A 25,678-nucleotide genomic window follows, 5' to 3' on the forward strand; every position below is an offset into this window, starting at 1 on the left:
TTCAGGTTGGGGTTTCGGCGATGGTCTTCAGGCGCTGCAGCGCCTGGGGCCAGGTGGTCTGCAGGAAGTCGGTGAAACCGTCGTCCCAGCTTTGCAGGTGGACGGCCAGGTGCGTGCCATCCCGGGGCGTCGCGGTAAAGACGTAGCGTTCGTGCGCGGGCGCCTTAACGAGCGGGCTGCCCGCCACCGGGCGGCCCTCCTTGATCTCGCCGATGAGGCGCAGCGACAGGCGCTCGTGGGGCAGCGCCTCGTCGACAACCGCCTCCATGCCGAAGCCCTGCGGGTCCAGGAAGCGCAGCCGCCGGCCGGTCGCCCACACGCCCTCGTAGTACGAGCCCTCGGCGAAGGCGCGGGTCCAGTCGCGGTAGGCGAGCGGGTCGAACATGCAGTCCCACACGCGCTCGCGCGGGGCGGCGATGTCGATGCCGAAGTCAAGATCTTTCATGCGCGGGCCTCCACCAGCTGGCGCAGGTTCTGCAGCCCGTCCTCGAAGTCGCGGCCCACCATCTTGTCCATGTCGATGAACACGCCGATCAGCTTGCTGAGGAAGTTGGCCGGGCCTTGCATGCGCCACGTCACGTCGGTCGCGCCATCGGCCGCCTGCACGAGCGTGAACTCGGCGAGGTTGTGCGCCTCGAAGGGCTTGACGAAGTCGAGCTTCATCTGCACGGCGCGGCCCGGTTGCAGGCCGGTGATCTCCAGGCTGCCAGTGCCGACCTTGTCGCTCTCCCACATATAGCGCGAGCCGATGCCGCCGGCCAGGCCGGCGTACTGGCCCTTGATGAGCGGGTCCTTGCGTTCGTAGGGGTTCCAGCGATTGAAGGCGCGCAGTTCGCTGACCAGCGGCCACAGCCGCTCGGCCGGCGCGGCGATGCGCAGCCGGCGCTCGACGCGGAAGTCGCTCGGCCGCGTGGACGCATAGGCCAGCAGCATCAGCAACGCGACACCCAGGCAGATGAAGACGATGGACAGGTTGCTCATGGCCAGCCTCATTCGGTGCGGACGGCCATGTCGCCGCCAGGCGCGAAATCGGCGTCCTCGTAGAGGCGCCGCACCTCGATCTCGCAGTCGATGCCGACAAAGGGCATCGGGAAGCGGCTGGCCCAGGCGCGGGCCTCCTCCTCGGAGCGCACCTGGATCAGCGTATAGCCGGCGATCAACTCCTTGGTTTCGGCGAACGGTCCGTCGACCGGCTCGCGGCTGCCATCGGCGCGGTAGCGCAGGCGCCAGCCATCGCGGCTGGGGCGCAGGCCGGCGCCGTCGAGCAGCACGCCGGCGCGCGCCATCTCCTCGTGGAAGGCGCCCATCTCCTGGAAGAGCGGGGCGTAGTCGGGGCCGGGCGGGTCACCACGCTCGCTGACGGCGGTGGCGCGGACCTGGATCATGAATCGCATGGCGGATCTCCTGGGTGGGGCGGCGGCGCCGCATGCGCTGCCTTCCTACCCACGACGATCCTGGCGCGCGCCATTCGACAGACCTCGGGTAATCACCAAGGCTTGAGACGCGGGGCTTCGGACCGAGCGCCGGCCGCTTGGGGCTGAGGCCGGACGCCCGGCGCCCGGTGGGTGGCATGCGTGTGCCGAAGGGCTGCGGCTCGTCCTCAGCGCGGCCGGCAAGACCGCCCCGCCACGCCTGCGTTCAGCGCATACCGGGCGAGGGGCTCACAGGTAACACGGCCCCGTAGACCGAATCTCGACGATGGCGTACTCGGCGGCCGGGCAACGCTCGGCCCAGGCCTGGGCCACGGCGGGGTCTTCGGTGTCGAGCAGGAAGTAGCCACCCACCATCTCCTTCGCTTCGGCGAAAGGGCCGTCCCAGACTTCCGTGCCGCCGCCGCGCTTGCTCAGGCGCCGGGTCTGGGTGCTGAGCGAGTTCAAGCCGAGCAGCAATCCCTCGGCCTTCAGCTCATCCGCGAACGCCAGCATCCGGTCATAGGCCGCCTCGCCGGCGGTGCGACCGCGCTCCGTACGCTGGCCGGGAGGTTCGATGATGAGCAGCATCTGGGGCATGGTGGTGTGACCGTGGGGCTGAAGCCACGATTCTGGCGCCGGACGGCGCCGGGCGACGAAAGTTGGCCCGCAGCGCCCGGATGGGGCACAGTTAGTCATCGGAAAGGGCAGCATAAGCCCGCAACCGAGCGGAGGCCGGGATGGACGACAAGACCCATGTCGCAGTACTTCAGCTGGAGGCCACGCCGGCGCTGCCGGTGATCGGCGTTGCGTCCGCCGAGGCCCGGGTGCTGGGCCACGACATCCAGGCGCTGCGCGGCCTGCCGCTCGCCCGCCTCTGCCCATCCCGGCAACCCGATGGCCGCGACTCGGCCGAGGCGCTGGCCGGCTTCGTCGAGCGCCTGCCGCCCGGCGGCGCGATGAGCCTGCCCTGGCAGTTCGAGACCCGTGACGGCCAGGCCCGGACGCATGAGCTGCACCTGATGAGGCCCGGTTCCGAGGCTCATGCGGCCGTCACCGCCTGCCTCGTGGACCTGAGCCGCGTGCAGTTCACCGAGGCGCTGAACCAGACGCGCCACCAGCTGCTGGAGATGGTGGCGGCTGGCGAGCCGCTGCAGGCCGTGCTGAACCGGCTGACGGCGCTCATCGAGGCGCCCTTCGACGGGCTGTACTGCTCGGTGCTGCTGCTCGACCTGGACCGCCGGCACATCAGCGGCGGTGCTGGGCCGCGCTTGCCGGCCGCCTATCTGCAGGCGCTGATGGGCGCCGAGATCGGCCCCAACGTGGGCTCCTGCGGCACGGCGATGCACGACGACCGTCTCGTCATCGTCGACGACATCGCCACGCATCCGCTGTGGGCCGACTTCCGAGGCCTGGCGCTGCCGCATGGCCTGAGGGCGTGCTGGTCGGCGCCCATCCACGGGCCGGGACATCAGGTGGTGGGTAGCTTCGCGATGTACTACCGCGAGGTGCGCCGGCCCAGCACCGAGGAGCTGGCGGCGCTCGACACCGCCACACACCTGGCCGGCATCGCCATCGACCAGGAGCGCCGCGCCGAGGAGCGCCGCCGCGCGTCGCAATGGCTGGAGGAGCAGGTCGCCCGACGCACGAGCGAACTGCTGGCAGCACAGGACGAACTGGTCAACACGCGGAAGGTGGCTGCGCTGGGCCAGCTGCTGGCCGGCATCGCCCATGAGATGAACACGCCGCTGGGCAATGCGCTGCTGGGCATCAGCGCACTGCGCGCCGGCAGCGCGGAGTTCGCCGGCCGCATGGACGGCGGCGCGCCGCTGAAGCGCCAGGAGCTGGCCGACTGGGTGGCGCGCACGGGCTCGGGCACGGCGCTGGTGGAACAGAACGTCTCGCGGGCGCTGAGCCTCGTCAATCGCTTCCGGCAGCTGACCGAAGGCAGCGGCCGCGCGGAGCGCTCGAGCTTCGAATTGCGCGACGCCGTGCTGCAGGCGTGGGCGCGCGTGAAGACCCGCCTCGAGGTGGAGCATGTGGAGCTGGCCTGCGACGTGCCGGCCGGCCTGGCACTGGAGGGCTATGCCGAGGTGCTGCAGCAAGTGCTGGAGCAGCTGCTGGAGAACGCCTGCGTGCACGGCTTCCGCACCGCGGCCGGGCGCATCACCGTCACCGCGCGCCGCGACGGCGCGCAGCGGCTGACGCTGGAACTGCGCGACGATGGCGCCGGCATGCCCGCCGGCGACGTGGCCCGGGCTTTCGAGCCCTTCTTCTCGACGACCTTCGGCCAGGGCGGCAGTGGGCTGGGCCTGTTCGTCGCGCACAGCCTCGTGCACGGGCTGCTGGGCGGCAGCCTGACGCTGGAGAGCACGCCCGGGCAGGGCACGGTGCTGCGGCTGCTGCTGCCGCTGCTGGGCAACTCGGCGCTGGCCGAGGCGCTCCCCGCCACCGTCGCCTAACGGCGCACCGGCGACGCGCCACGCCAGGCCGGGTCGCTCCAGCGCTGGAAGGCGCCCAGCAGCGCCGGCTCGGGCGACTGGCGCTCGGTGGCCAGCGTGGCCAGCGACACGACCTCGAAGCTGCGGCGGTACTTGCCATCGGCGCGGAACTCGCGCGCCACCAGCAGCTGCGCACCGCCCGGCACCCAGCCGGCGAACTCGGCCACGCCCAGGCCGGGCTGCGCCGGCGCGGGCGGCATCACGTCGATGCGCCAGCCATCCCTGTCCTTCTGGAACAGCCACAGCTCGCGCCAGCCGTCCAGTGGCTGCACGGCCAGGGCAAGCGCGCGGCCCTCGCGATTCAGCGTGGCAGACGCGAGCGACACCTGGCCATAGCTGCAGCGACGCGCCGCCAGCTTGCCGCCGGCCCTGAGCTCCACGCAACGCTCACCGTCGGCGCCCGGCTGCAGCGCGATCTGCACGGCGCCGAAGTCGCGCGCCACGGCCGGCGCACCCAGCCAGCGGGCGGCATTGACGCGCATTGCGGCGTCGGCATAGGCGGCCTGGTCGTCTTCCGTCAGCTCGCTCGGTGCGATGCCGGCGAATTCGGCCAGCGCCGGCGCCGCATCGGCCGCCGCACCGCGCCGAGCCTGGGCGAACGCCAGGCTTGCATCGACGGACGCGCGGCGCATCAACAGGCGGTTCTTCCAGTGCGGCGGCAGCGTCGCGGCATCGACCTGGGCCAGCACCTGCTGGCGCCACTGGTCGCGTGCCTCGGCCTCGCGCGGCGTGGCGCGTGGGTCCAGGCAGTCGGACCGCGTCAAGGCCAGCGCTGCACGCACGCGCTGCTCGGGCGTGGCGGCCGTGGCCAGCATGCGGCGGAAGGCCTCGCCCTCGTAGCAGACCTGCACGCGACCGTCCTCGGCCGTCTCGAACTGCATGAACTTCAAGCCGTAGCGCGCGGCCACGTCGATCTGCGCGCCGAGCTGGCCCTCGGTGGGCTTGGCCGCGGGCTGCGACGCGCGGTCGGCGATGCGCTCGGCGAACGTGCCCATGGCCTCCAGCGCCTCGGCGCCGCCGGGGCCGGCCAGCTCGTCGGGCGTGGCGGCCTGGATGTAGGCGGCGGCCAGGCCGAGGCCCAACCCTTCGGTGCCCCATTGCTGGCGCGCCAGGCGCAGCTGCGACAGCAGCTCGGCCGTCGCGGCCTCGCCGCGCGGCATGACGAGCACCTGGCCCTTGCGCATCCAGCCGCCGCGCTCGCGGCGGTAGTCCCACACCTGCCAGTGGTCACCGCGCTCGGCGCGGATCTCCAGCGCCTCGCCGCGGCCCATCTGGGCCTGCAGCGACGCGGTGTCGCGCGGCGCGCCGCGCAGCGGGGCGTCCTGCACGACGAGGCCGGCACGGGGGAAGTCGGCGGCCTCGGCACGGGTGATGACGACGGCGGCCAACATCGCGGTCGCGACGGTCAGGGCATAGCGGCGCATGGCGGCTTACTCCTTCTCCGTGGTGCCGGCTTCGGCCGCGGCGGCCTTGGGCGATGTGCCGGCCAGCAGCGCGCTGCCGATGAAGCCGCCCGAGCCGGGCGGGGCGATGATGACCTGCACCTTGTCCGACAGCTTGTCGGCCATGGCCTTCTGCACCAGCAGCGGGTGGCGGGTCAGCAGCTCGCCCTCGGTGGCCATCTGCGCGGCATTGGCCTTGCCAACCTGCGCGAGGCGATAGGCCTCGGCGTCGGCCAGCTTCTGGCGCGCGGCGGCCTCGGCGTCGATCTCGATGCGGCGCGCCTTGGCGGCGCCTTCGGCCTGCTGGATGCGCGCGGCGCTGTCGGCCTGGGCCTCTAGCGCGCGCTGCTGGATCTGCTTCTCCTTGAAGGGCAGCACATGCTTCATCGCCTCTTCCTGCGCCCTGGCCGCGATGATCTGCTCGCGCCCGGCCGCCTCGGCGGCGGTCTCGCGGCGCACCTTGTCGGCCGCGGCTTCCAGCTCGGTCTCCTTGACCTTCTTCTCGCTGATCTCCAGCGTGTAGCGCATGCGCTCGCTGGCCAGGCTGTCGGCCAGCAGGCGGTCCATGCCACGGCGGTAGTCGGGCGGCAGGTCCACCGAGCCGAGCTGCAGGCCCTTGAGCTGGATGCCGTCCGGCGCGAGCTTGGCGCGCAGCTCGGCCTCCAGCGCCGCGGCGATCTCGGCGCGCTGGCTGGAGAAGATCTCGCGCACCGTGTGCTTGGCGATCTGCTTGTAGACGACGGCCTGCACGGCCGGCGTGATGACGTCGGCCTCGATGTCGTCGGGCAGCTTGCGCGCCAGCTCCGGCAGCCGCGCCGGGTCCACGGCCCAGCGGACGTTCATGTCCAGGCCCAGCGACAAGCCTTCCACCGACTGCAGCGGCGACGGGCCCGTGGCCTTGGCCAGCGACGCGGGGTGGAAGCTCTGGTCGCGCAGCGGGAAGAAGCGCACCTCGTGCAGCCCGGGGATGCGCATGAAGCTGCCGTCGCGGAACTCGGCCGTGCCACCGCTGAACTGGTTGGTGCGCAGCGCCGCCTGGCCGCGCGGCACGGCCTGGAACGGTGGGTGCATGACGAGGGCATAGCCGGCGGCCGTCGCGGCGCTGACGATGAGCAGCGGTGGCAGCGCGCGGCGCAGCGAACGGGCGGCGGTGGGCGTGGCCTCGGCCGTGCGGCGCGCCCCATGGGCGAAAGCCTGGCGGAGGGCGGCGGCGAGGGTCTTGAGGCGTTGCAGCATGGTGGGCTCCTGGGGCGAGGGCATCGGTCGTCGATGCCTGGCCGCCATGGTTCCCGTCCGGGCAGGAAGGGACGAGCGCTACGCGGGGCGGGAGTCTTCCGTCCGGCTGGAAGGAATCTTCCGCCGTCGGCCTGGTCGATTTGCGGTTTTACGCACATGTGCGTAAATTCCACAACCCAGCAAGGACTGCGAACGCGATGAACGACCTCACGCTGCTTTGGCACTACAACCGCCCGAAGCTGGCCCAGGCGCTGGCGCAGCGCCTGCTGCGGCACGAGCGCATCGCGATGTTCGGCCCACGCCAGACGGGCAAGACGACGCTGCTGCGCGAGGAGGTCATGCCCGCCATCGACAAGGCCGGCGCACTGCCCCTATACGTCGAGTGCTGGCTGGACAAGGCCCGCCCGCTGCACAGCATCAACTACGCGCTGAACAAGACGCTGGAGGGCCTGCTGCTGTCGCCCGGCCAGCCGGGCAGGCGGCTGGCCCGCACGCCGGTGCGCAAGATCGGCGCGGCCGGGCTGTCGCTGGAGCTGGGCGAGGTCGGCCAGCGCAAAATCCCCGACAACCCCTTCCTCGCCTTCGACGCACTGCTGACCAGCCTGCTGGAAGCCGCCGGGCGCGACCTGGTGCTGGTGTTCGACGAGTTCCAGGCCGTGGCCGAGGCGCCGGACGCCGACGCCATCGCCGCCGCGCTGCGTGCTGGACTGACGCAGGTCTCGGACAGGGTCGGCGTCGTGTTCAGCGGCTCCAGCCAGACGCTGCTGCTGGAGATGTTCAGCCGCGCGCAGACGCCGCTCTACAACTTCGCCAACGCCGAGCCCTATCCGCTGCTACAGGAGGACTTCGTCGGCCACGTGGCCAGGCAGTACGCCGCCGCCACGCAGCGCGACCTGAACCAGGCGATCGCGCTGCGCGTGCTGGAGGCCGTGGGCCACCAACCGGCACCCTTCCTGAACGCCGTGGGCAACGCGATGAGCAAGCCCGGCTGGAGCGTCGAGGACGGCCTGGCCGCGATGCTGGATCCGAAGGCCGTCAACACCTGGTCCACCGCGTGGGCGGGCCTAACGGACCTGCAGCGCTTCGCACTGCGCACCGCGCATGCTGGCCTGCCACTCACCGCCGCAGCCACGCTGCAGCAGGCCGCCGTCGACCTGGGACAGGCCAAGGTGCAGCCGTCCAGCATCACGCGGGCCGTGGAGACGCTGGTGGATCGCGGCCTGCTGGAGCGCGAGCCGGGCAGCCGACGGTACGTCGTCAGCGACCCGGTCATGGCCGCGTGGCTAACGCAGAACGCGGCACTGCCGGTGAAACCGGCCTGAAAGAAGGGACGCGGCGCGCAGCGCCGGCCGCTATCCTCAGCGCATTCCCGCCCCCCGGAGCCTCCCCATGAAGCACGCCCTCCTGGCCGCCGCCTGCCTGATCGCGACCCGCACCTTCGCCGCGGACGTCACCGTGCCCGTCCATCTCGCCGAGAAGACCGGCGACGGCGCCGCGGTCGGCAGCGTGCGCATCACCGAGACGCCTTACGGCCTGGCCTTCTACCCCGACCTTAAGGGCCTGCCGCCGGGCCAGCACGGCTTCCACGTGCACGAGAAGCCGTCCTGCGCACCCGGCGACAACAACGGCACCACCGTGCCCGCCTTCGCCGCCGGCGGCCACCTCGACCCGGCCGGCACCAAGAAGCACGGCGAGCCCTGGGGCGACGGTCACCTGGGCGACCTGCCGCCACTGTTCGTCGCCGCCGACGGCAGCGCCACATCGCCCGTGCTCGCGCCGCGCCTGAAGCTGGCCGACGTGAAGAACCGCGCGCTGATGATCCACGCCGGCGGCGACAACCACGCCGACCATCCCGCCCCGCTCGGCGGCGGCGGGGCGCGGGTGGCGTGCGGGGTGATCGGGGGCTGAGGCGCTGCCGCCATGGGCACGCTGACCGCTGCCGACACGACGACCGCCGTCGACAGGTTCATGGCGGCGCTCGACCACCCCTGCAAGGCACAGATCGAGACGCTGCGGCAGGCCATGCTGGCCATCGACCGCGGCATCGCCGAGGGCATCAAGTGGAACGCGCCGAGCTGGCGCACGGGTGTGTACTTCGCCACCACGCACCTGCGCGCCAAGAACGGCTTCAGCATCGTCCTGCACCTCGGCGCCAAGGTCCGCGAACTGCCCGAAGGCGGCCTGGCCATTGCGGACCCCGACGGCCTCCTCCAATGGCTGGGGCGTGACCGCGCCCAGGTGGTGTTCGCCTCCGCCGACGACTTCGCCGCCAAGCTGCCGGCGTTGCAGTCGGTCGTGCGGCAATGGATTCAACATGCCTGAACGCGGCGCCCCGGTGCTGACCGTCCTTTGCGTCCCCGGCCCCTGGTCGTCAAGGGCAGCGCTGATCGAGCGGATCGTCCACAGCCACAGCGGCTACCTGTTTGCCGGCCAGGTGCTCATGCACATGGAGACGAAGACCCACTGCGAGCTGGACTTCCAGGCTGCCGACCCGCGCATAGGCGGCGCTTTCCGTGCGGCGGGCCCGCACTGGGCCGACACACCCGACATGCGCCGTATCGACGGCCATGCCTCGGTCGTCTACTTGGTGGCCGGCGGTGGCACGGCCCTCCAGGCCGAGGCGCTCATGCAGGCAGCGGCTGCCCTGCTGGATGCGGGCGGCCTGGGCGTCAAGGTAGAGAGCAGCGGCGTCGCGCATCCGCCTGACGCCTGGCGCGAGCTGTGCGCCGATCTCCACCTGTTCAGCGCGCACCGCGCCTACGTGCTCTACATCACCGGCCCGCAGGTCTACTCGTGCGGCATGCACAACCTCGGTCTGCGCGACGCCATCGTTGAGAACGACGGCGACGCCGCTGGCGCCGTCGAGCTGCTGCGCGTCTTCACGCGATATCTGTTCACCGAGTCCCCCACCGTCCGTGCAGGCCAGACCTTCTCGACAGCGCAGGACGAGCCCGCCTATCGCGTGCTCGACGACGCAGGCCCCGAGTACGACGCCGACTCGCTGTACGCCAACCCGTTCGGCCATTGGCGGCTGGTGCCTGTCCGAACATGAAGCTTTGTCTGATGGCCAAGTCGTACAACCGCTACGGCGCCCATACGACGCTCGCGTCCATTGCCCGGTTCCTGTTCGACGACGGGCCGAAACAGGCGAGGCTGTTGTCGAGATCACCCTCGCACTGCATTTCCCGGACCGGGGCCGCCGCGCTTGAGGTGCCATCAGGATTGATGCAAACTCGCATCATTCATGATGACAAGGTTGGTCATGCGAACCACAGTGACCATTGAAGACGCGCTGTACGAGAAGGCGTTGGAGGTGGCCGATCCGGCCATGGACAAGGCAGATCTCTTCCGCGAAGCGATCAAGACATTCGTGCGCGTGCAGGCGGCAAAGCGGCTCGGCGCTCTCGGCGGCAGTGCCCCAGAGATGAAGGACATTCCGCGGCAACGAGACACCAGCAAGTCATGAGCGGTGTCGTTGTCGACACCTCCGTCTGGGTCGATCATTTCCGGCAGCCCAACGGCACCTTGATAGCGCTGCTGGTGCAGGATCGCGTGCTGATTCATCCCCTTGTGCTCGGCGAGGTGGCCTGCGGTGCCCCACCGCAGCGGAGCCAGACGCTTTCAGACCTCGAGACGCTCCAGCAGCCTCAGCAGGCGAAGTTGCAAGAGGTCCTGGCCTTCATCGAGCGGGAACAACTGTTCGGGCTCGGGTGCGGCTGGATCGACCTGAACTTGTTGGCGTCAACGCTCATGACCCCAGGGGCTCGCCTCTGGACCGCCGACAAACGCCTCGGCGCGCTCGCCGAGCGCTTCAGCGTTCCGTACTTGTCCCTTCGTCACTGACCGCCATGCCCCGGATCGCCGTCATCGAAGACGACCCCACCACCAGCGCGCAACTCACGGGCTGGATCCGCGCCGCCCGCCCCGAGCTGGTGGTCGACCAGCATTTCGACCGCGACGCGGCGGAAGCCGCGCTGAGCTGCGAACGCTACGACCTCGTCGTGCTCGACATCGAGCTCGGCCGCGAACGCAATGCCGGCGTGGCGCTGATCAACGAGATCAACAAGCAGGGCCTGGGCACGCCGGTGCTGGTCGTGTCGGCCATGCCGGCGGCGATCTATCGCAGCATCATGAAGGCGCTGGACGCCTGGGACTACCTGCAGAAGACGACCTTCGACGAGGCCGAGTTCGTCGAGACGTTCCTGGACATCTTGCGCACCGCGCGCCTCAAGGAGCCCGCACCCAAGCCGGCCGCCAGGGCCGACGACAGCCTGCAGTTGGACCCGCTGAAGCAGCGCACGCCGATGTGGCGCGGCCAGCGCATCAACCTGCCGCTGACGGCCCAGCGCATCCTCGCGACGCTGCATGCGCGCTCCGGCGAGGTGGTCAGTTATGAAGAGCTGTTCGACGTCGTGAAGAGCGGCCGCAACCGCGACAATGTGCGCAAGCACGTTGCCACGATCCGCGACGCCTTCCGCGACGTGGACCCGAGCTTCGATGGCATCGAGAACATCCCGATGCGCGGGTTCCGCTGGTCTGGCGGATGAAGCTCGGCCGCGTCGAGCTGCCTCTGCCCGACGTGCCGCGCCTCGGCGTCGCGGCCTTCCGCAACCGCATCGTCTTCCACCTCGTCTTCATCGCACTGGCGCTGGCCACGCTGGCCCTCGCGCTAGCGCTGCTGAACGAGGAGCGCCAGCGCAATGCGCAGCGCTACGAGCAGACGTTCGCCAAGTCGCTGGGTGAGATCGTCGCGCAGCTGCGGCATCCGTCCGGCCAGCTCGCGCTGCTGAACCCCGAGCCCAGCCAGGTGGACGCCGGCTGGGTGGCACCGCGCGTGCTGCCGTTCGCGGCCATCGACTTCGACGATGCGACCAAGGCCCAGCGCGCCGTCGAGATGGCGGGCTGCGGCCTGCAATACCCCGGCGGCGCGAGCCTGTGCGCAGCGGTGGGCAGCAATGCGTACGCGGGCGGCTTCGTCTACCTCGTCGCGACGCTGGACGCACCGCCACTCGTGGCCCGCGAGCGCGGCGCGCTGGACCTGGCCGGGCTGCACCGCGTGCACATCCGCCTGCAGCAGGGCGGCAGCGAGCAGGACTGGCTGGCGCCCGTGGAGATGCTCGACGCGCAGCGCGGCCAGCTGCCCGGCTTCACGCTGGCTGGCAGCGGCAACACGACGACGCTGCCACCCAAGGCGCGGCCGCAGCGCGACTTCCGCGGCTGGGTCTGGCGCGAGGGGCCCTGCCTCGGCAAGACGGAAGCCGGCGAGCCCTGCGTGCGCCGCACGACCGTCTCCGTACGCCTGCCTGTGGACGCTTTCCGCGAGGCGCTGTTCCGCCCCGGCGGTCCGCAATGGCCACCGGCCGACCTGCCGCGCACGGGGCTGCGGCTGGCGTTGCTGGGCCCGGATGACGCGGTGCTGTTCGACAGCGCGACGCCGGGCGCGCAGCCGCCGCTGACCCTCGCCAAGCTCGCCAGCGCGCTGGCGCCAGGCGAGACGCTGACCATCACGCGCGGCAGCAACGTCGTCGCTCTGCTGCAGGGCGCCGACGACACCACGGCGCCGCCGTCACCCTGGCTGACGACGCTGATCCAGCACCTGCCCGCGCCCGAGGCGCCACGCACGCTGAAGGCCCGCGACACGGTGACGACACCAATGGGCCGCTTCGACGTCACGCTGGCCGGCGACCTGCAGGGGCTGGACCGGTCCTTGAGCGCCAGCGCCGCGCGGCTGGCCTGGCCGGTGGGCGCGATGCTGGCGGCCATTGCGCTGGCATGGCTCATCATCGAGATGGGGCTGATCCGCCGCGTCGCGACACTGACCAAGCGCGCCGCCGCGCTGTCGCACCGGCTGCAGAAGCCCGAGGAGCGCTTCGAGCTGGGCACGCTGGACGTGGCCGACCTGCGCGGGCGCGACGAGGTCGGCATCCTGGCCGGCGTGCTGACGGACCTGATGCAGCGCGTGAAGGACAGCCTGCACCGCGAGCAGCTGCGGGCCGAACGCGAGCACGACCAATGGCACGCCGTGGGACACGAGATCATGTCGCCGCTGCAGTCGCTGATGCTGCTGCACCGGTCGGACGACGACCCCAGCCGCCGCTATGTGCAGCGCATGCAGCAGGCCGTGAAGGTACTCTACGGCCAGGCCTCACCCAGCGAGGCACTGGCCGCCGCAACGCTGGCCGTGGGCCGGCTGGACCTGGACGCCTTCCTGCGCGGCGTGGCCGAGAACGCGGCCTATGCCGGCATTGCCGGCGTGGCCTACACGCCCGCGGCAGAGCCGGTGTGGGTGCAGGCCGACGAATACCCGCTGGAAGACGCCATCACGCATGTGCTGACCAACGCCGACCGTTATCGCGTGCCCGGCACGCCCGTCACGCTGGCGCTGCGACTGGACGGTGACATGGCCGCCGTCGACATCCACAACCAGGGTCCGCAGATCGCCGAAGACCAGCTCGCGCGCATCTTCGACTACGGCGTAAGCGATGCCGAACCGCAGGACGGCCAGCGCCGCGGCCAGGGGCTGTTCGTGGCCAAGACGTATCTCGCCAAGATGGGCGGCAGCATCGCCGCGCGGAATGCGGACGATGGCGTCGTGTTCCAGCTCGCGCTCAGGCGCGCCTGACCAGGCGTCAAGCGCCGCGGCGGATGCGGCCGAGCAGCTCCCGCGCCGCCAGCTCCGACGTCAGCGACATCTCCAGCGGCGCCCGCACCAAGCCGGCGTGGCCGTACTGCAGGTTCTCGTAGACCTCGGCGGCGGCGGGAAAGTGGTCCAGCAGGCCCGGCAGCGCTTCGTGGCCCTGGTGCTCGCGCAGCTCGCCCATGAGCTTCTCGGCCAGCAGGCGGTACTGATGCGGGTCGACGGCCTGGTGCTCCACGCTTTCGAGCAACTGCGCGAGGCGCACGAGCGACAGCAGTTCGGCGGGGACGGCAAGGCGGACGACGGGCGGCACGGGAGGGCTCCTGAAAGTCGATGATCCCCACATGCCGCCGCCTCCGGCGGATTCAAGAGCCGGCGCGATGACGCTTGCACAATCGCCGCCATGAGCACCGCCGATCTCGACTGCCAGCGCTGCGGGGCCTGCTGCGCCGTCTTCCGCGTGTCCTTCTACTGGGCGGAGGCCGACGACGCGCCGGGCGGCACGGTGCCTGCAGCGCTGACGCGGCCGGTGGGCAAGCTGCACCGCTGCATGGCCGGCACCGAGGCGCGGCCTGTGCGCTGCATCGCCCTGCAGGGCGAGGTGGGGCAGTCGGTCAGCTGCGGCATCTACGAACAGCGTTCCAGCACCTGCCGCGGCGTGCAGCCGGGCGACGAGCAATGCCTGAAGGCGCGGTCGGCGCATGGGCTTGAAACGCCTGCTTCCGCCGCCAGATCGACAGGCCTTGCAGCTGCTTCGGCTCACCGATGAAATCCCTCGGCAAACGCGCCTCTGGCCTGCGCCTCGAACGCATGCGGGCGTCCCCACGCTACCGCGTCACGGACCGCGGCGAGGGCTTCCACAACGTTCATCCCATCCTGCCCGGCCTGCGTGACCACACGGAGCGGCCGTCGGTGGGTGACTTCCTGCGCGGGGGCGACCGCCGCAAGCCGGCCGGGCCGCTGCCCTCGCTCGACCCGCGCGACGCCTGGCTCAAGCCCGCCGGCAGCGGCCTGCGCGCCACGTGGCTGGGCCACTCCACGGTGATGATCGAGATCGACGGGCTGCGCGTGCTGACCGACCCGGTCTGGGGCAAGCGGGCGTCGCCGTCGCAGCTGGCCGGGCCGAGGCGCTTCCAGCCTGTGCCGCTCGCGCTGAAGGCGCTGCCGCCACTGGACGCCGTCGTCATCTCACATGACCATTACGATCACCTGGACCTCGGCACGATCCGCGAGCTGGTGACGCTACAGGAGGTGCCCTTCATCACGTCGCTGGGCGTCGGCGCCCACCTGCAGGCCTGGGGCGTGCCGGCCGAGCGCATCGTCGAGCTGGACTGGTGGGAGCACTGGCAGGCACCAGCGGCCGAGCTGCGCATCCACGCCGCGCCGTCGCAGCACTTCTCGGGCCGGTCGATGACGGACCGCAACGCGACACTGTGGTCGTCCCAAGTCATCGAGACGCCGAAGCACCGCGTGTTCTTCAGCGGCGACACGGGGCTGACGCCCGAGTACGCCGCCATCCGCCAGCGCTTCGGGCCGTTCGACCTCGTCATGCTGGAGGTGGGCGCCTTCCACCCCTCGTGGGGCGACATCCACCTCGGCCCCGACAATGCGCTGAAGGCGCTGCAATACCTCGGCGGCGGCGCCTTCCTGCCGGTGCACTGGGGCACGTTCTCGCTGGCACTGCACGACTGGGACGAGCCGGCCGAGACGCTGCTGCAGCTGGGGCCGCGGCAGGGCGCCCAGCTGTTGATGCCGCGCCTCGGCGAGGCCATGGAGCCGGAACATGGCGAGCGGCTGGCGCCGTGGTGGCGGGAGGCCGGTGGCACGAAGGCCGACCGGGCCGTGCACACCGGTGACGCTGGCCCAGCGAGAGGGCTGCCCAAGCCCGCGCCCTGGCCGCTGGACTGAACGCCAGCGGCCGGATGACCTGCCGATGTCGCCCCCTAGAGCCGGGCCTCGTTTGCCCGGTACCACGCCGCCGCCTGCCCGCGCGACGCCAGAGCCAGCTTGTCGAGGATGTTGGCCACGTGGCGCTTGACGGTGTGGGGGCTGAGGTCCAGCTGCCGGGCGATGAGCTTGTTGCTGTCGCCCTCGGCGATGCGCTGCAGCACCTCCAGCTCGCGCTCGCTCAACGGATGCACGGCCAGGCCGCGCACGGCGGGCGCCGGGGCTTCGCGCTCGGCGGCCGGGCGCGCTCCGCGCAGGCCTTCGCTGAGCGCCAGCCAGCGCTGCAGCACCGCGAGGCCGCGGCCGTCCAGCGCGCCGCGCCAGTCGGCGCCCACCAGCGCACGCAGCACGCTGGCGCCGGTCAGCAGCACGCCGCCCAACTCGTCGCGGCCCTGGGCGCCGAGCAGCGGGGCTAGCGCCCGCGCCGCTGCGGGCGCATCGCCGGCGCTGAGCTCGGCCTGCGCGAGCAGCAGGCAGGCGGTGGCATGCAGGCCGAAGCTGTCGATCTCGTGCGCCACGGCCGCGGCAGGGCGCAGGGCCTGCAGCGCGGCGTCGAGCCGGCCGTCGCGCAGCGCGAACTGCGCGCCCACCGCGGCGCGCGCATGCGCCAGATAGGGCCACTCCTGCGCGGCGGGCGTGCGCAGCAGCTCGCCGTACATGCAGCCGGCCGTGTCCCAGTCCTCCAGGCCGGCGGCCATGCGCGCCTGCATGTAGAGGTAGACACCGCGCCAGGTGCCGCGCCGCTGCGGGTCGCCGTCGACATCGGCCAGCACCTCCACGCCCAGCGCACGGAAGGGTTCGACGTCGCCACGCAACGCATGCCGCACGGCGCGGAACGCGAGGATGGGGATGCGCAGGTTGCGCGGCTCCCCGAGCCAGCGGTTGTCGCCGTCCACCTCGGCGAAGCGGGCCTCGGCCGCATCGAGCTCGCCGCGCCACATCAGCAGCCAGGCGTCCAGGATGTTGGCCACGGCGCGCAGCGGCGCATGGCCGTCGCCGGCCACCGCGCGCGCCATGGAGACGTACTGCGCCAGCGCGGCGTTCATGCCAGCACGGCCGATGAGCATGAAGTGCGGCGCACAGCTGAACCACAGCGACGGCGGTGCGCCGTTGGCGAGGATGTCTACGAGGTGGCGCACGCAGCTGGCCGGCCCGTCCGCGGGGCCCAGCGCGCCGGTGGACCAGTAGCGCCCCACCTGCACCTGCGCCTGCAAGGCCAGCACCGGCGGCAGCGGTCCGATGGCCTCCAGCTCGGCGCGGCCGTCGTCGACACGGCCGGTGGCCGTCAGCGCCAGCGCGTTGAAGGCGCGGGCCTGGGCCAGCGGCCCGGCCTCGCCGGCGCGCTCGAAGCCGTCCACGGCGCATTGCATGGCCTCCTGCATCGTGCGCCACGCAAAGCCCGGAAAGGCCACCAACCCGCGCACCAGTGCCAGGCGGGGCGACGTGGCCTGGCGCTCGGGCGGGAACTGTTCGGCCAGCCGCAGCGCCTGCGCGCCGCCACCCTGGGGCAGCAGGCCCGGCGTGGCGTCGACCAGTTGCCGCTCGGCGGCGTCCCAGTCGCCCGCCTGCAGCATGTAGGCGATGCGGCGCAGCGGGTCGGTCTCGCCGGCAGCGGCCCGCCGCAGCAACTCGCACCAGGCCTCGGGCTGCTCGCGGCGCAGTCGGTCCTGCAGGAAGTCGCGAAACAGGTCGTGCAGCTTCAACGTCAGTTCGTCGCCCACGTCCAGCACGCTGGCGAACAGACCGCGACGCTCGATGTCCTCCAGCCGCTGCAGCGCGCGCGGGTCCTGCGCGACCGCGGCGCAGCGGCTGGCGCGCAGCTCGTGCAACACCGACACCTGGAGCAGGAACTCCCGCAGCTCGGCCGGCAGCGTGGCGAAGATCTCTTCGGCCAGGTAAGCGAAGACCAGGCGCTGCGCCTCGCCGCCCGGCGCGCTGCCGGCGCGGCCGGTGGACAGACACAGCCGCAGGCCCGCGGGCCAGCCTTCGGTGCGCGCCAGCAGCTCATCACCGGCGGGCGCCGCCACGCCGGGCTGGCCCAGCAGGTCGCGCAGCGCCTGGATCTCAGCCGGCACAAACGCCAGCACCGGCTGGCGAAACTCGCTGAGCTCGCCGCGCACGCGCAGCCGGGCCAGCGCCAGCGGCGGGTCCACCCGGGTGGCCAGGGCCAGCGTCCACGGCGGCGGCAGCTGCTGGGCCAGCATGTCCAGCAGCTCGAAGGCGGGCGCCTCGCGCACGCGGTGCAGGTCGTCCAGCACCAGCACGCCATGCGGCACGTCGGCTGCTGCCAGCGCGTTGAGCAGCTCGTCAGCCACGCGGCGCAGGTGGGCGGGTTGCATGGCCATCGCGGCCAGCGCGTCAGGGTCGATGCGCCAGGGCAGGTCGAACGGGTCCAGCGCTGCCAGCAGGCAGCCCAACAGGCGGGGCACGTCGTCGTCTTCGTCCAGCGACACCCAGGCCAGCGCAGCGCCCGCCGGCAGCCGCGCGACGGCGCGGGCCAGCGCGACCGTCTTGCCCCAACCGGCCGGCGCGCACAGCAGAGTGACGCCGCCATGGGTCAGTGCCTGCGCGATGTCGTCCTCCAGGCGCGAACGGTCCACCAAGCCGCCGCGCAACAGCGGGCGGCGGATCTTCGTGACAGGGAAGCTCGGACGGGTGGGCGCGTCGGCTGCGGCCATGGTGGCGCGGATTATGGTGGCGCGCTGCCTTTTTTTGCAGCAGGTGTTGCGCGCTCCTCGCGGTTAGCGCCGGTCCGCCAGCGCGACTTGCACGGCTGCCCAGCGCGCCGGGACCGAGAGCGCCTCGACATCGGCCATCAGCGCCTGGAACGCCTCGTCCGGCGCCATGCGGCGCGCCAGCGCCAACAGGCCTGCCAGCTCGCGCGGCGCCAGCGCTTGGCTCATCCACCGCACCAGCAGCCGCAGCAGCCGCGGCTCCGACGCCGCCAGCAGCTGCTGCTGGAGCGCGCGCAGTTCGTCGTCGCTGTACAGCTGCCACAGCACCGGGTTGAGTTCAGCTTCCTCCCGGGCCATGTGGACCAGCTGCTCGGCCGCCACCGCGCAGAAGCGCTGATAGAGCCAGTGCAGTTGCGTGCCGCGCGACGCCGGCCCGGCACGGCGCAGGTGCTGCACGTCGTCCTGCAGGTCGGTCAGCGATTCGCGCGACCGGGCATGCTCGTCGCCCAGTGCCTGCGCCGCCCCGGGCCGGCGTGCCTCGATGGCGACATGGAACCAGTGGTTCTCCTGCCGCTGATGTTCCAGCAGCAGCGTCAGCAGGTCGTCGGCGCCGTCCAGCGCGGCGGCCAGCGCTGCGTCGTCGGCCGGGTCGGCCTGGCCGAGGGCCTGCACGGTGCCGAACAGGGCGGCTCGCAGGCCCTTGTGGATGAAGCGGTAGGGGTCGTGGCGCGGGGTGCGCGGCGCGGGGGTCATGAAGAGAAGGTCCTGGGGCTTGACGGGACCAGTGTTGCCCCACGCTGGGGCAGCGCCATCGCCCAAAGGAGCCATTGGCCATCGCCGGCCGCACGCCGCGTGATTTGTGTCATGCCCGGGGCGGGGGTGTCAGCCGCGGGATGGGGTGCGTTCGGCAAACGACCGCGGCACGGTCGGCTCTTCCTCCAGCGGTCGCAACGTCTTCTGCCACCAGCCGACGTCGCGCCAGGCGCCGTGCTTGAACCCGACATCACGGAAGACGCCCAGCGACATGAAGCCCATCGCCTCGTGCAGGCCCACGCTGCCCGCATTGGGCAGCGCGATGCCGGCGAACGCCTGGCAGTAGCCCAGGTCGGCCAGCAAGGGCAGCAGCTCACCGTAGAGCGCGCGGCCCACGCCCTGGCCGCGGCGGTCCTCGCGGACGTAGACGGTCGTGTCCACCGACCACTGGTAGGCCGTGCGCTCGCGGTGCCTGCCGGCATAGGCATAACCGACGACACGGCCGACCGCGTCCTCGGCCACCAGCCACGGCAGCGCGGGGAGCGTCTTCACGACGCGGGCAGCCATCTCGGCCGCATCGGGTGGCTCGGTCTCGAAGGAGATGGCCGTGTGCTGGACGACGGGCGCGTAGATGGCCGCAAGCGCAGCGGCATCGGCAGGCGTGACGGTGCGGATCTTCATGGCGCCAGCCTCGGGCCGACGACGGCGGCTGTCAACGGTCCATCGCGGCCTCGGGCGCCGCCAACCAGCGGGCGACGCCCGCGGCCAGCGCGGCGCCAAGCAGCTCCGCCACGACGAAGCCTGGCGCGCTGGCCGGCGCGATGCCGGCAAAGCTGTCGCTGACCATGCGGCCCACGACGGCGGCCGGGTTGGCGAAGGAGGTGGACGCGGTGAACCAATATGCCGCACCGATGTAGGCCGCGACCATGGCGGCCACGCGAGATTCGGGCGCGCGCAGGATGACCAGCAGCAGCCCGAACGTGGCGACCGCCTCGGCGATCCACTGCCCCGCGCCGCCGCGCACCTTCGTGGACCACTGCAGAAGGTTCATGTCGAACATTGCATGGGCCAGCCAGGCGCCCAGCACCGCGCCGCCCAGTTGCGCGGCGACATAGGGCAGCAGCGCCGCCGCCGGCAGCGCGCCGCGCCAGGCCATGACGGCACTGACGGCCGGGTTGAAGTGCGCCCCGCTGATGGGCCCGAACACCTCGATGAGCACGTAGAGCCCGCCGACCGTGGCCAGCGTGTTGGCCAGCAGCGCCAGCGCGACGTTGCCGCCGGCCAGCCGCTCGGCCATGACGCCGGACCCGATGACGATGGCCAGCAGCCAGGCCGTGCCCAGCGCCTCCGCCGCCACGCGGCGCGCCAGCGCCACGCTCAGCTCTGCGCGATCTGCAACAGCGCCTGCTGCAGATGCGGCTTGTTCATGGTGGCCAGCGGCAGGTGCAGCAGCTGCAGCATGCGGTAGCCGATGGCCTGGCGGGTCAGCTCGAAGGCGCGGCGGCGGGCCTCGTCGCCCTTGACGAGGGACGGGTCGGGGTAGCCCCAGTGCACCTTCACCGGTGGCGCACCGGCGCCGTGGAAGACCGGGCAGGCCTCGGCCGCGGCGCTGTCGCATACGGTGATGACGATGGACAGCGGCGGCGCCTCGGGCGTGGTGAATTCGTCCCAGCTCTTGCTGCGCACGCCGGCGGCATCCACCCCGGCCTGCTGCAGCGCCGCGAGCGCGAACGGGTTGACCTGCCCGCTGGGCGCGCTGCCGGCGCTGTGCGCGTGCACGTCGCGGCCGAGCTTGCGGGCCCAGTGATTGAGCATGCCTTCGGCCAGCACGCTGCGGGCCGAATTGTGGGTGCAGAGGATGAGGACGTGGGTGGTCATGGGTCAGCAGCAGGAACCGGCGGCCTTGACGGCGATGGCCACCGGCTTGCCGCGCGGCGCGTCGCCCGGGCAGCAGGCGCCGGCCTGCGGGGCGGCCGCCTGCGTGGCGCTGAAGGTGGGGATGTCGGCCAGCGTCTGGAACTGCTCCCAGGCGATGCCCTGCGGGTCGGTCACCCAGTGCTTCTCGCTTTGGGCGTAGCAGCAGGTGGTGGCGCCTTCGTCGAGCAGGGCCGTGTCGGCCTCGCGGGCGCGGGCCTTCAGCTCGGCCAGCTCCTCGGGAGTGTCGACCTGGATGCCGAGATGGTCCACCCCCGGCTTGCCGCCGCGCGAGGAGATGGCGAAGTTGATGCGCGGGTCGTCCAGCATCCACTTCGCATAGTCGGCCTCCAGGCGCGTGGGCGCGGCGCCGAAGAGCTTGGCGTAGAAGGCGACGCTCGCCTGCAGGTCGTCGACGTGGGCATGGACGTGGAAGCGCTTCATGGGAACTCCTTCAGAGGCAGCAAGGGGTGGACGAGGACGCCGGCATGGCGCAGCCGGCGCCCTGGCAGCAGTTCTCGGTGAGATAGCCCAGCAGCGCGTTCATGCGCTCGTAGGCCGCGCGGTAAATGAGGTTGCGGCTGGACCGCTCCTGCGTCACGAGGCCGGCGTTGACCAGCTCCTTCAGGTGGAAGGAGAGCGTGTTGGCCGGAATATCCAAGCCTTCGGCCATCGTGCCGGGCGTCAGGCCCGCCTCGCCGGTGACCACCAGCGCGCGGAACACCTTCAACCGCACCGGCTGGGCCAGCGCAGCGAGGGATTTGATGACGTCTTGTTCATCCATATTTCCAGAATACTCGAACTAATACTCAAAAACAAGCCGGGTCCCTACCCGGCTCTTGCGCCGTGGGGTCAGCGGCGGCGGGCGCGCGCAGCCGCGGGCACCAGCAGCAGGCCCGCCAGCCACAGCAGCACGACCTGCGGCTCCGGCACGGCTGCCGGTGTTACGGCTGCGTCGAAAAGCACCAGCGAAGCAATGCGGCCACTGGCGAATTCCTGCTGGGCGTTGGAGGCGACGTTGTCGGCAAAGAACGTCAGCAGGTGCTGCGGGTTGTTGGCATTGGCCAGCGTGAAGGTGTCGGTCAGCGTGGAAATCTCGAGCTGACCGTCCAGGTAGGCCGTCACTCGTTGACGGCCCGCTTCCGGAGCGACGCTGAGCAGCACGTCATGGAAGCCAGGTGTGGTGAAGCTCGTATTGCCAGACACCAGCACGTTGTCGGTGGCATAGATCTGCACCGTCTGCAGCTTCTGCTCGGGCGAGACATAGAAGCCGGCGTCGGACTGGCGCGCCTCGGTGTCGACGATGCGGCGCCAGCCGCTGCCCGTTTGCGCCGTCGTGGCGAACTCGAAGGTCAGCGCCACCGAGTAGCTGGCGTAGTCCGGCAGCAACGAGCTGGCATCCAGCGCAAGGCCGGCCTGGCGAAGCGCATCGCTGCCGTCGCCGGACCAGCGGTAGACCGTGCGGCTGACGCCGTGGACGACCGCCGTCTCGAAGCCGTTCTGCGACAGCGGGTCGATGGCCATCAGTGCGGGCGCACCGGCCTGGTCGGCGGCCAGCGTGCCGTTGAAACCATAACTGGCCCGCAGCGAGGCGGCCTGGGCGGCAACCGAAACGACGAGCCCCACGGCGAGCGCGGCAACCCATGAAATGACGCGACCAACCATGACGCTCGACTCCGGAATGAACGAAGCGGCGGAGTGTGGACAGTGCCGCGCCGGGGTGTCAATGGCGCAACTTGGGGGGACGGCCTCGCCGCACAATCCCGCCCGCCTTCCCTGACACCCCGCCCACCCGTGAAGCATTTACCCGGACCCGCCCTGCTGCTGACCGCCACCCTCGTGCTGACCGCCTGCCAGCGCCACGCCGACGTGCCCGCCGCGCTGCCGGCCGCCTCTGCCGCGCAGGACGCCGGCGCCACCGCGCAGCTGCGCACCGAGGCCGACGCGCTGTTGGCCCTGCACCGCCAGATCGTCGTGCTGATGGACGGCGAGGCCGCGCTGCCGCCGGCCCAGCGTCGCGAGGTGCAGGCACTGGGCCAGCAGCTGTTCCACGAGCTGCTGCAGCGCCAGCAGGCGCTGGCCGATGCGGCGCTGAAGCCCGAGGCGCTGGCGGCCACGACGGCGCTGATGACGCGCATCGAGAGCGAGCCCGGCTGGTTCGACGCCGACCGCCTCGCGTTCAAGGAAGTGCTGGGCCAGTTGGCCACGGGCCTGAAGACGGCGCAGACGCTGGACGGCATCAAGCTCGCGCGCCGCGCGCAGGACGACCTGGACACGCTGGCCGAGGTGGAGAAGGCCTATGAGCAGGAACTCAAGGAGGCGTTCGGCGGCTTTGCCAGGCGCGGCATCGAGCTCAAGCGCGAGAAGTGGAGCGACTACGTCGCCAAGCTGAAGACGCTGCACACCCGCGAGGCAGTGATGAAGCAGCACGGCGCGCAGCTGCCCGCGGCCACCGACCTGGCGCCCGAGGTGCCGGCATCAGCCGCCTCGGGCGCCATGCGCGGCGTGGCGGCCAAGGATCGCGAGGTCTTCGGCGACAAGCTGCCGCCCAAGACCGTGCTGCTGACCTTCGACGACGGCCCGCACGCCCGCTACACCGACGAGATCCTCGACATCCTGAGGCGCTATGGCGCGCCGGCCGTGTTCTTCGAGCTGGGCCAGAACCTCGGCAAGGTCGGCGCCGACGGCAAGCCGCAGCCCGGCAACGGCACGGCCGTGGCGAAGCGCGTGCTGGCGGCCGGCCACCAAATCGCCAACCACAGCTTCACGCACGGGCTGATGAGCAAGTTCGAGCTCGTCAAGGTCAAGGAAGAAGCCGCTAACACGGAGGCGCTGCTGGACGCGGCGGGTCGCAATGGCGACGCGTTGTTTCGCTTTCCGTACGGCGCGCGCAACGACGGCGCATTGAGCACCATAGAGGCGCTGAAGCTGCGCTCGATGATGTGGAACGTGGACTCGCTGGACTGGAGCGACCCCATCCCCAAGAGCATCGCCGCCCGCGTGCTGGCCGACCTGGACAAGCAGGGCCGCGGCATCGTGCTGTTCCACGACATCCACGCCCGCACCGTGCAGGCGCTGCCGCTGGTGCTGGACCAGCTGGCCGCCGACGGCTGGCGCTTCGCGAGCTGGCAGAACGGCCAGTTCGTCGTCAGCACAGACAAGGCCACCGCCGCGCCGCCGCCTGCGCCCGGCGAGCTGTACCGTGAGAGCCATGCGCTGGTCATCGGGATCAACGGCTACACGGCCTGGCCGAAGCTCTCGCACGCGGTGCGCGACGCGCAGGCGATGCGTGAGGCCCTCGTCACGCGCTTCGGCTTCAAGACCGACAACGTGACGCTGCTGACCGACGGAGATGCGACGCGCGCCAACATCCTGAAGGCCCTCAACGACCGCTTCGGCGACGCCAGGCGCGTCAAACGCGACGACCGCGTGTTCGTGTTCTTTGCCGGCCACGGCAGCACGCGCCGGCTGCCCAGTGGCCGCGAGGTGGGCTACATCGTGCCGGTGGATGCCGGGCTCAACGATCTGCAGGCCGACGCCATCGCGATGCCGCAACTGCAGGAGGTGGCCGAGGCCATAACCGCCAAGCATGCGCTGTTCGTCATCGACGCGTGTTACTCCGGCCTGGGCCTGACGCGCGGCGGCAGCGCAGCGGCAGACAGCAACTTCGCCCGCACGAATGCGCGCCGCATCGGCCGCCAGATGATGACCGCCGGCGGCGCCGACCAGCAGGTGGCCGACGACGGCCCGGGCGGCCATTCGGTCTTCACGTGGACGCTGCTGCAGGCGCTCAACGGCAAGGCGGATCTGAACGGCGACGGCCTCATCACCGCGACCGAACTGGCCGCCTATGTGGCGCCTGCCGTGTCGGCCATCGCCCACCAGACGCCCGCCTTCGGCAGCCTGCCGGGCAGCGAGGGCGGCGAGTTCGTCTTCGAGTTGCCGACCGCGCAGGAGCCGGGCCTCAGCGGCGCCGTCGCGCAGCTGGACGACAAAGCCAGCCAGCTCGCCGCCAAGCTCGACGAAGCCAGCACAGCAGGCCGCCAGGCCGCCCCCGCCGCGAGCGGCGCGGCCAGCGCGGTTCAGGTGACGATCAAGGGTCTGGATGGCAAGGACCAGGCCCTCGCCGCGACGACCGCTCGCGTCGACCCTGGCGCCCGCGTCGCCGCCCAACGCGCCAACGACCGCGGCCTGCAGCTCTACCGCGAGCGCCGCTACGACGAGGCCGAGGCCGCGTTCAAGGAGGCGCTGCAGCTGCAGCCCAAGTTCGCGCTGGCGGCCAACAACCTCGGCTTCGTCCTCTACCGCCGCGGCAAGTTCGCCGACGCGGCGGGCTGGTTCGAGAAGGCCGTGGAGATGGACGCGAGCCGGTCGCTCGCCTGGCTCAACCTCGGCGACGCCCGCCTGCAGGCCGGCGACGACGCCAAGGCCATCGCGGCGTACAAGACCTTCCTGGAGCTGGCGCCCAAGCACGCGCGGGCGGCGGAAGTGCAGGGGTGGGTGGTGAATCCATCGGAGGCGACGAGGCCGAAGGCATTGTGAGATGCCAAAGCCCATCAAATCGTTTGCCGACGCACCCAAGTCCACCTTGCGCTGATGGGCCTGAAATCCGCTCCGGCGTTCGACTTCTCCATCGACTTGCCGAGGCGACAAGGGTGCGAAGGCCCGAGGACATCGAATGAGGGGCTCTGCCTCCTTGAGCTGCGCCGTAGCTAGGGGGACGTGAACCCCAAGGACCGGAAACGTTGCGGGTTCACGCCGTTCACATGAGGTGCGGAGCAGTGACTGCAGGGCGTCACCGTAGCGATTTCGCGCGCCCTACATCAACTCGCCTTCCACCTGTGTTCCACTCGGCCCCGAAGTCCCGTCTGCGTTGATCCTTCTTCGGAGATCTCGATGACCCCATCCGCCTCGTCGCCAGCGGTCACGCCACGCGACGTGCTCCGTGACCGGTTGCTCGCCACCGTGAACCTGCTCAAGCAGCGGCGCGCGTCCGAGATCGATGAGGCCCACATCGACGACTACGTGGCTTTGCACTGGCTGGAATGGCAGGGCGGCACGCTGCGCCTGACTACCACGGGCGAAAACGTGTGCAAGCACCTCACGGCCCTGCTGAACCGCACCGGCGAGGGCGCCCTGAGTCGAGTGCAGCCGTAGTGGTAGG

Annotated in this window: 29 protein-coding genes; 14 read left to right on the forward strand and 15 right to left on the reverse strand. The window is 71.3% G+C overall.

The window, feature by feature from the left end; all coding sequences use genetic code 11:
- Position 1: 1 nt before the first annotated feature.
- The 4 genes from LXT13_RS14515 to LXT13_RS14530 all read right to left on the reverse strand — a co-directional run bounded on the left by LXT13_RS14515 (position 2) and on the right by LXT13_RS14530 (position 2,009).
- On the reverse strand, positions 2-445 hold the full coding sequence (locus LXT13_RS14515; protein WP_233372645.1) for an SRPBCC domain-containing protein: 444 nt from the start codon (positions 443-445) through the stop codon (positions 2-4).
- Positions 442-981 (reverse strand): SRPBCC family protein, encoded by a 540-nt coding sequence (locus LXT13_RS14520; protein WP_233372646.1) that lies wholly within the window; start codon positions 979-981, stop codon positions 442-444. Before LXT13_RS14520 ends, LXT13_RS14515 begins: the two co-directional genes overlap by 4 nt.
- Before the next feature lie 8 nt (positions 982-989).
- Positions 990-1,394 carry a YciI family protein gene (locus LXT13_RS14525; RefSeq protein WP_233372647.1) on the reverse strand — a complete coding sequence of 135 codons (405 nt, stop codon included), beginning with the start codon at positions 1,392-1,394 and terminating at the stop codon, positions 990-992.
- A gap of 267 nt (positions 1,395-1,661) precedes the next feature.
- Complete coding sequence (locus tag LXT13_RS14530; RefSeq protein ID WP_233372648.1) at positions 1,662-2,009, reverse strand: YciI family protein; 348 nt, start codon at positions 2,007-2,009, stop codon at positions 1,662-1,664.
- Between the two features lie 140 nt (positions 2,010-2,149).
- Between LXT13_RS14530 and LXT13_RS14535 the strand changes: the two genes are divergently transcribed.
- Entirely contained in the window at positions 2,150-3,871 is a 1,722-nt protein-coding gene (locus LXT13_RS14535) for a sensor histidine kinase (protein ID WP_233372649.1), read from the forward strand.
- Here the strand turns inward: LXT13_RS14535 and LXT13_RS14540 are convergent.
- Positions 3,868-5,334 carry a hypothetical protein gene (locus LXT13_RS14540; protein WP_233372650.1) on the reverse strand — a complete coding sequence of 489 codons (1,467 nt, stop codon included), beginning with the start codon at positions 5,332-5,334 and terminating at the stop codon, positions 3,868-3,870. The genes LXT13_RS14535 and LXT13_RS14540 overlap by 4 nt on opposite strands.
- Before the next feature lie 6 nt (positions 5,335-5,340).
- Complete coding sequence (locus LXT13_RS14545) at positions 5,341-6,588, reverse strand: SPFH domain-containing protein (RefSeq protein WP_233372652.1); 1,248 nt, start codon at positions 6,586-6,588, stop codon at positions 5,341-5,343.
- Between the two features lie 197 nt (positions 6,589-6,785).
- Here LXT13_RS14545 and LXT13_RS14550 point away from each other — a divergent pair, with 197 nt between their 5' ends.
- The 9 genes from LXT13_RS14550 (at position 6,786) to LXT13_RS14590 (ending at position 13,210) form a co-directional block, all read left to right on the forward strand.
- Entirely contained in the window at positions 6,786-7,910 is a 1,125-nt protein-coding gene (locus tag LXT13_RS14550) for an ATP-binding protein (RefSeq protein WP_233372653.1), read from the forward strand.
- 67 nt (positions 7,911-7,977) lie between these two features.
- Entirely contained in the window at positions 7,978-8,496 is a 519-nt protein-coding gene (gene sodC / locus LXT13_RS14555) for a superoxide dismutase family protein (RefSeq protein WP_233372654.1), read from the forward strand.
- A gap of 12 nt (positions 8,497-8,508) precedes the next feature.
- Positions 8,509-8,910, forward strand: a complete 402-nt coding sequence (locus LXT13_RS14560) for a DUF1801 domain-containing protein (RefSeq protein ID WP_233372655.1) — start codon at positions 8,509-8,511, stop codon at positions 8,908-8,910.
- Entirely contained in the window at positions 8,903-9,640 is a 738-nt protein-coding gene (locus LXT13_RS14565; RefSeq protein WP_233372656.1) for a DUF4261 domain-containing protein, read from the forward strand. Before LXT13_RS14560 ends, LXT13_RS14565 begins: the two co-directional genes overlap by 8 nt.
- A gap of 11 nt (positions 9,641-9,651) precedes the next feature.
- The gene (locus LXT13_RS14570; RefSeq protein WP_233372657.1) at positions 9,652-9,873 is read left to right on the forward strand and encodes a hypothetical protein; all 222 of its coding nucleotides are present in this window, start codon (positions 9,652-9,654) and stop codon (positions 9,871-9,873) included.
- The gene (locus LXT13_RS14575; RefSeq protein ID WP_233372658.1) at positions 9,851-10,054 is read left to right on the forward strand and encodes a type II toxin-antitoxin system VapB family antitoxin; all 204 of its coding nucleotides are present in this window, start codon (positions 9,851-9,853) and stop codon (positions 10,052-10,054) included. Before LXT13_RS14570 ends, LXT13_RS14575 begins: the two co-directional genes overlap by 23 nt.
- The gene (locus LXT13_RS14580; RefSeq protein WP_233372660.1) at positions 10,051-10,431 is read left to right on the forward strand and encodes a type II toxin-antitoxin system VapC family toxin; all 381 of its coding nucleotides are present in this window, start codon (positions 10,051-10,053) and stop codon (positions 10,429-10,431) included. The genes LXT13_RS14575 and LXT13_RS14580 overlap by 4 nt, the downstream gene beginning before the upstream one ends.
- Before the next feature lie 5 nt (positions 10,432-10,436).
- Positions 10,437-11,135 (forward strand): response regulator transcription factor, encoded by a 699-nt coding sequence (locus tag LXT13_RS14585; protein ID WP_233372661.1) that lies wholly within the window; start codon positions 10,437-10,439, stop codon positions 11,133-11,135.
- The gene (locus LXT13_RS14590) at positions 11,132-13,210 is read left to right on the forward strand and encodes a sensor histidine kinase (RefSeq protein WP_233372663.1); all 2,079 of its coding nucleotides are present in this window, start codon (positions 11,132-11,134) and stop codon (positions 13,208-13,210) included. The genes LXT13_RS14585 and LXT13_RS14590 overlap by 4 nt, the downstream gene beginning before the upstream one ends.
- Positions 13,211-13,217: 7 nt before the next feature.
- Here LXT13_RS14590 and LXT13_RS14595 read toward each other — a convergent pair whose 3' ends face one another.
- Positions 13,218-13,538 carry a hypothetical protein gene (locus tag LXT13_RS14595; protein ID WP_233372664.1) on the reverse strand — a complete coding sequence of 107 codons (321 nt, stop codon included), beginning with the start codon at positions 13,536-13,538 and terminating at the stop codon, positions 13,218-13,220.
- A gap of 90 nt (positions 13,539-13,628) precedes the next feature.
- On the opposite strand from LXT13_RS14595, the gene LXT13_RS14600 reads away from it, so the two are divergent.
- Together LXT13_RS14600 and LXT13_RS14605 are read left to right on the forward strand one after the other, a co-directional pair.
- A complete protein-coding gene (locus LXT13_RS14600; protein WP_233372666.1) occupies positions 13,629-13,994 on the forward strand; it encodes a YkgJ family cysteine cluster protein in 366 nt (121 codons plus the stop codon).
- Positions 13,991-15,133 (forward strand): MBL fold metallo-hydrolase, encoded by a 1,143-nt coding sequence (locus LXT13_RS14605; RefSeq protein WP_233372667.1) that lies wholly within the window; start codon positions 13,991-13,993, stop codon positions 15,131-15,133. The genes LXT13_RS14600 and LXT13_RS14605 overlap by 4 nt, the downstream gene beginning before the upstream one ends.
- A gap of 35 nt (positions 15,134-15,168) precedes the next feature.
- On the opposite strand, the gene LXT13_RS14610 is transcribed toward LXT13_RS14605, so the two are convergent.
- The 8 genes from LXT13_RS14610 to LXT13_RS14645 form a co-directional block, all read right to left on the reverse strand.
- On the reverse strand, positions 15,169-17,850 hold the full coding sequence (locus LXT13_RS14610) for a winged helix-turn-helix domain-containing protein (protein WP_233372669.1): 2,682 nt from the start codon (positions 17,848-17,850) through the stop codon (positions 15,169-15,171).
- 63 nt (positions 17,851-17,913) lie between these two features.
- Positions 17,914-18,600: a hemerythrin domain-containing protein gene (locus LXT13_RS14615; protein ID WP_233372670.1), complete on the reverse strand. Its 687-nt coding sequence runs from the start codon at positions 18,598-18,600 to the stop codon at positions 17,914-17,916.
- A 129-nt stretch (positions 18,601-18,729) separates the two neighbouring features.
- Complete coding sequence (locus tag LXT13_RS14620; RefSeq protein WP_233372671.1) at positions 18,730-19,281, reverse strand: arsinothricin resistance N-acetyltransferase ArsN1 family B; 552 nt, start codon at positions 19,279-19,281, stop codon at positions 18,730-18,732.
- A gap of 31 nt (positions 19,282-19,312) precedes the next feature.
- Positions 19,313-19,975 carry an aquaporin gene (locus LXT13_RS14625; RefSeq protein WP_233372673.1) on the reverse strand — a complete coding sequence of 221 codons (663 nt, stop codon included), beginning with the start codon at positions 19,973-19,975 and terminating at the stop codon, positions 19,313-19,315.
- A gap of 2 nt (positions 19,976-19,977) precedes the next feature.
- On the reverse strand, positions 19,978-20,478 hold the full coding sequence (locus LXT13_RS14630) for an arsenate reductase ArsC (protein ID WP_233372675.1): 501 nt from the start codon (positions 20,476-20,478) through the stop codon (positions 19,978-19,980).
- A 3-nt stretch (positions 20,479-20,481) separates the two neighbouring features.
- On the reverse strand, positions 20,482-20,958 hold the full coding sequence (locus LXT13_RS14635; RefSeq protein WP_233372676.1) for an ArsI/CadI family heavy metal resistance metalloenzyme: 477 nt from the start codon (positions 20,956-20,958) through the stop codon (positions 20,482-20,484).
- A 10-nt stretch (positions 20,959-20,968) separates the two neighbouring features.
- Complete coding sequence (locus LXT13_RS14640; protein WP_233372677.1) at positions 20,969-21,298, reverse strand: ArsR/SmtB family transcription factor; 330 nt, start codon at positions 21,296-21,298, stop codon at positions 20,969-20,971.
- Positions 21,299-21,366: 68 nt separating this feature from the next.
- Complete coding sequence (locus tag LXT13_RS14645) at positions 21,367-22,179, reverse strand: hypothetical protein (RefSeq protein WP_233372678.1); 813 nt, start codon at positions 22,177-22,179, stop codon at positions 21,367-21,369.
- A gap of 129 nt (positions 22,180-22,308) precedes the next feature.
- Here LXT13_RS14645 and LXT13_RS14650 point away from each other — a divergent pair, with 129 nt between their 5' ends.
- Both LXT13_RS14650 and LXT13_RS14655 read left to right on the forward strand, forming a co-directional pair.
- Complete coding sequence (locus tag LXT13_RS14650) at positions 22,309-25,056, forward strand: polysaccharide deacetylase family protein (RefSeq protein ID WP_233372680.1); 2,748 nt, start codon at positions 22,309-22,311, stop codon at positions 25,054-25,056.
- A gap of 354 nt (positions 25,057-25,410) precedes the next feature.
- Positions 25,411-25,671, forward strand: a complete 261-nt coding sequence (locus tag LXT13_RS14655) for a hypothetical protein (RefSeq protein ID WP_233372681.1) — start codon at positions 25,411-25,413, stop codon at positions 25,669-25,671.
- The last annotated feature ends 7 nt before the right edge of the window (positions 25,672-25,678 follow it).

This window comes from Pelomonas cellulosilytica (genome assembly GCF_021353265.1).
Taxonomy (GTDB): Bacteria; Pseudomonadota; Gammaproteobacteria; order Burkholderiales; family Burkholderiaceae_C; genus Pelomonas; species Pelomonas cellulosilytica.

What these genes read in the sequence shown, in the direction of transcription:
- LXT13_RS14575 (WP_233372658.1), top strand. Translation starts at nt 9,851, where the DNA reads ATGCGAACCACAGTGACCATTGAAGACGCGCTGTACGAGAAGGCGTTG.
- LXT13_RS14565 (WP_233372656.1), top strand. Translation starts at nt 8,903, where the DNA reads ATGCCTGAACGCGGCGCCCCGGTGCTGACCGTCCTTTGCGTCCCCGGC.
- LXT13_RS14615 (WP_233372670.1), bottom strand. Translation starts at nt 18,600, where the DNA reads ATGACCCCCGCGCCGCGCACCCCGCGCCACGACCCCTACCGCTTCATC.
- LXT13_RS14640 (WP_233372677.1), bottom strand. Translation starts at nt 21,298, where the DNA reads ATGGATGAACAAGACGTCATCAAATCCCTCGCTGCGCTGGCCCAGCCG.
- LXT13_RS14560 (WP_233372655.1), top strand. Translation starts at nt 8,509, where the DNA reads ATGGGCACGCTGACCGCTGCCGACACGACGACCGCCGTCGACAGGTTC.
- LXT13_RS14540 (WP_233372650.1), bottom strand. Translation starts at nt 5,334, where the DNA reads ATGCGCCGCTATGCCCTGACCGTCGCGACCGCGATGTTGGCCGCCGTC.
- LXT13_RS14515 (WP_233372645.1), bottom strand. Translation starts at nt 445, where the DNA reads ATGAAAGATCTTGACTTCGGCATCGACATCGCCGCCCCGCGCGAGCGC.
- LXT13_RS14630 (WP_233372675.1), bottom strand. Translation starts at nt 20,478, where the DNA reads ATGACCACCCACGTCCTCATCCTCTGCACCCACAATTCGGCCCGCAGC.
- LXT13_RS14590 (WP_233372663.1), top strand. Translation starts at nt 11,132, where the DNA reads ATGAAGCTCGGCCGCGTCGAGCTGCCTCTGCCCGACGTGCCGCGCCTC.
- LXT13_RS14620 (WP_233372671.1), bottom strand. Translation starts at nt 19,281, where the DNA reads ATGAAGATCCGCACCGTCACGCCTGCCGATGCCGCTGCGCTTGCGGCC.
- LXT13_RS14535 (WP_233372649.1), top strand. Translation starts at nt 2,150, where the DNA reads ATGGACGACAAGACCCATGTCGCAGTACTTCAGCTGGAGGCCACGCCG.
- LXT13_RS14530 (WP_233372648.1), bottom strand. Translation starts at nt 2,009, where the DNA reads ATGCCCCAGATGCTGCTCATCATCGAACCTCCCGGCCAGCGTACGGAG.
- LXT13_RS14605 (WP_233372667.1), top strand. Translation starts at nt 13,991, where the DNA reads ATGAAATCCCTCGGCAAACGCGCCTCTGGCCTGCGCCTCGAACGCATG.
- LXT13_RS14585 (WP_233372661.1), top strand. Translation starts at nt 10,437, where the DNA reads ATGCCCCGGATCGCCGTCATCGAAGACGACCCCACCACCAGCGCGCAA.
- sodC (WP_233372654.1), top strand. Translation starts at nt 7,978, where the DNA reads ATGAAGCACGCCCTCCTGGCCGCCGCCTGCCTGATCGCGACCCGCACC.
- LXT13_RS14570 (WP_233372657.1), top strand. Translation starts at nt 9,652, where the DNA reads ATGGCCAAGTCGTACAACCGCTACGGCGCCCATACGACGCTCGCGTCC.
- LXT13_RS14635 (WP_233372676.1), bottom strand. Translation starts at nt 20,958, where the DNA reads ATGAAGCGCTTCCACGTCCATGCCCACGTCGACGACCTGCAGGCGAGC.
- LXT13_RS14600 (WP_233372666.1), top strand. Translation starts at nt 13,629, where the DNA reads ATGAGCACCGCCGATCTCGACTGCCAGCGCTGCGGGGCCTGCTGCGCC.
- LXT13_RS14655 (WP_233372681.1), top strand. Translation starts at nt 25,411, where the DNA reads ATGACCCCATCCGCCTCGTCGCCAGCGGTCACGCCACGCGACGTGCTC.
- LXT13_RS14610 (WP_233372669.1), bottom strand. Translation starts at nt 17,850, where the DNA reads ATGGCCGCAGCCGACGCGCCCACCCGTCCGAGCTTCCCTGTCACGAAG.
- LXT13_RS14525 (WP_233372647.1), bottom strand. Translation starts at nt 1,394, where the DNA reads ATGCGATTCATGATCCAGGTCCGCGCCACCGCCGTCAGCGAGCGTGGT.
- LXT13_RS14520 (WP_233372646.1), bottom strand. Translation starts at nt 981, where the DNA reads ATGAGCAACCTGTCCATCGTCTTCATCTGCCTGGGTGTCGCGTTGCTG.
- LXT13_RS14645 (WP_233372678.1), bottom strand. Translation starts at nt 22,179, where the DNA reads ATGGTTGGTCGCGTCATTTCATGGGTTGCCGCGCTCGCCGTGGGGCTC.
- LXT13_RS14550 (WP_233372653.1), top strand. Translation starts at nt 6,786, where the DNA reads ATGAACGACCTCACGCTGCTTTGGCACTACAACCGCCCGAAGCTGGCC.
- LXT13_RS14580 (WP_233372660.1), top strand. Translation starts at nt 10,051, where the DNA reads ATGAGCGGTGTCGTTGTCGACACCTCCGTCTGGGTCGATCATTTCCGG.
- LXT13_RS14545 (WP_233372652.1), bottom strand. Translation starts at nt 6,588, where the DNA reads ATGCTGCAACGCCTCAAGACCCTCGCCGCCGCCCTCCGCCAGGCTTTC.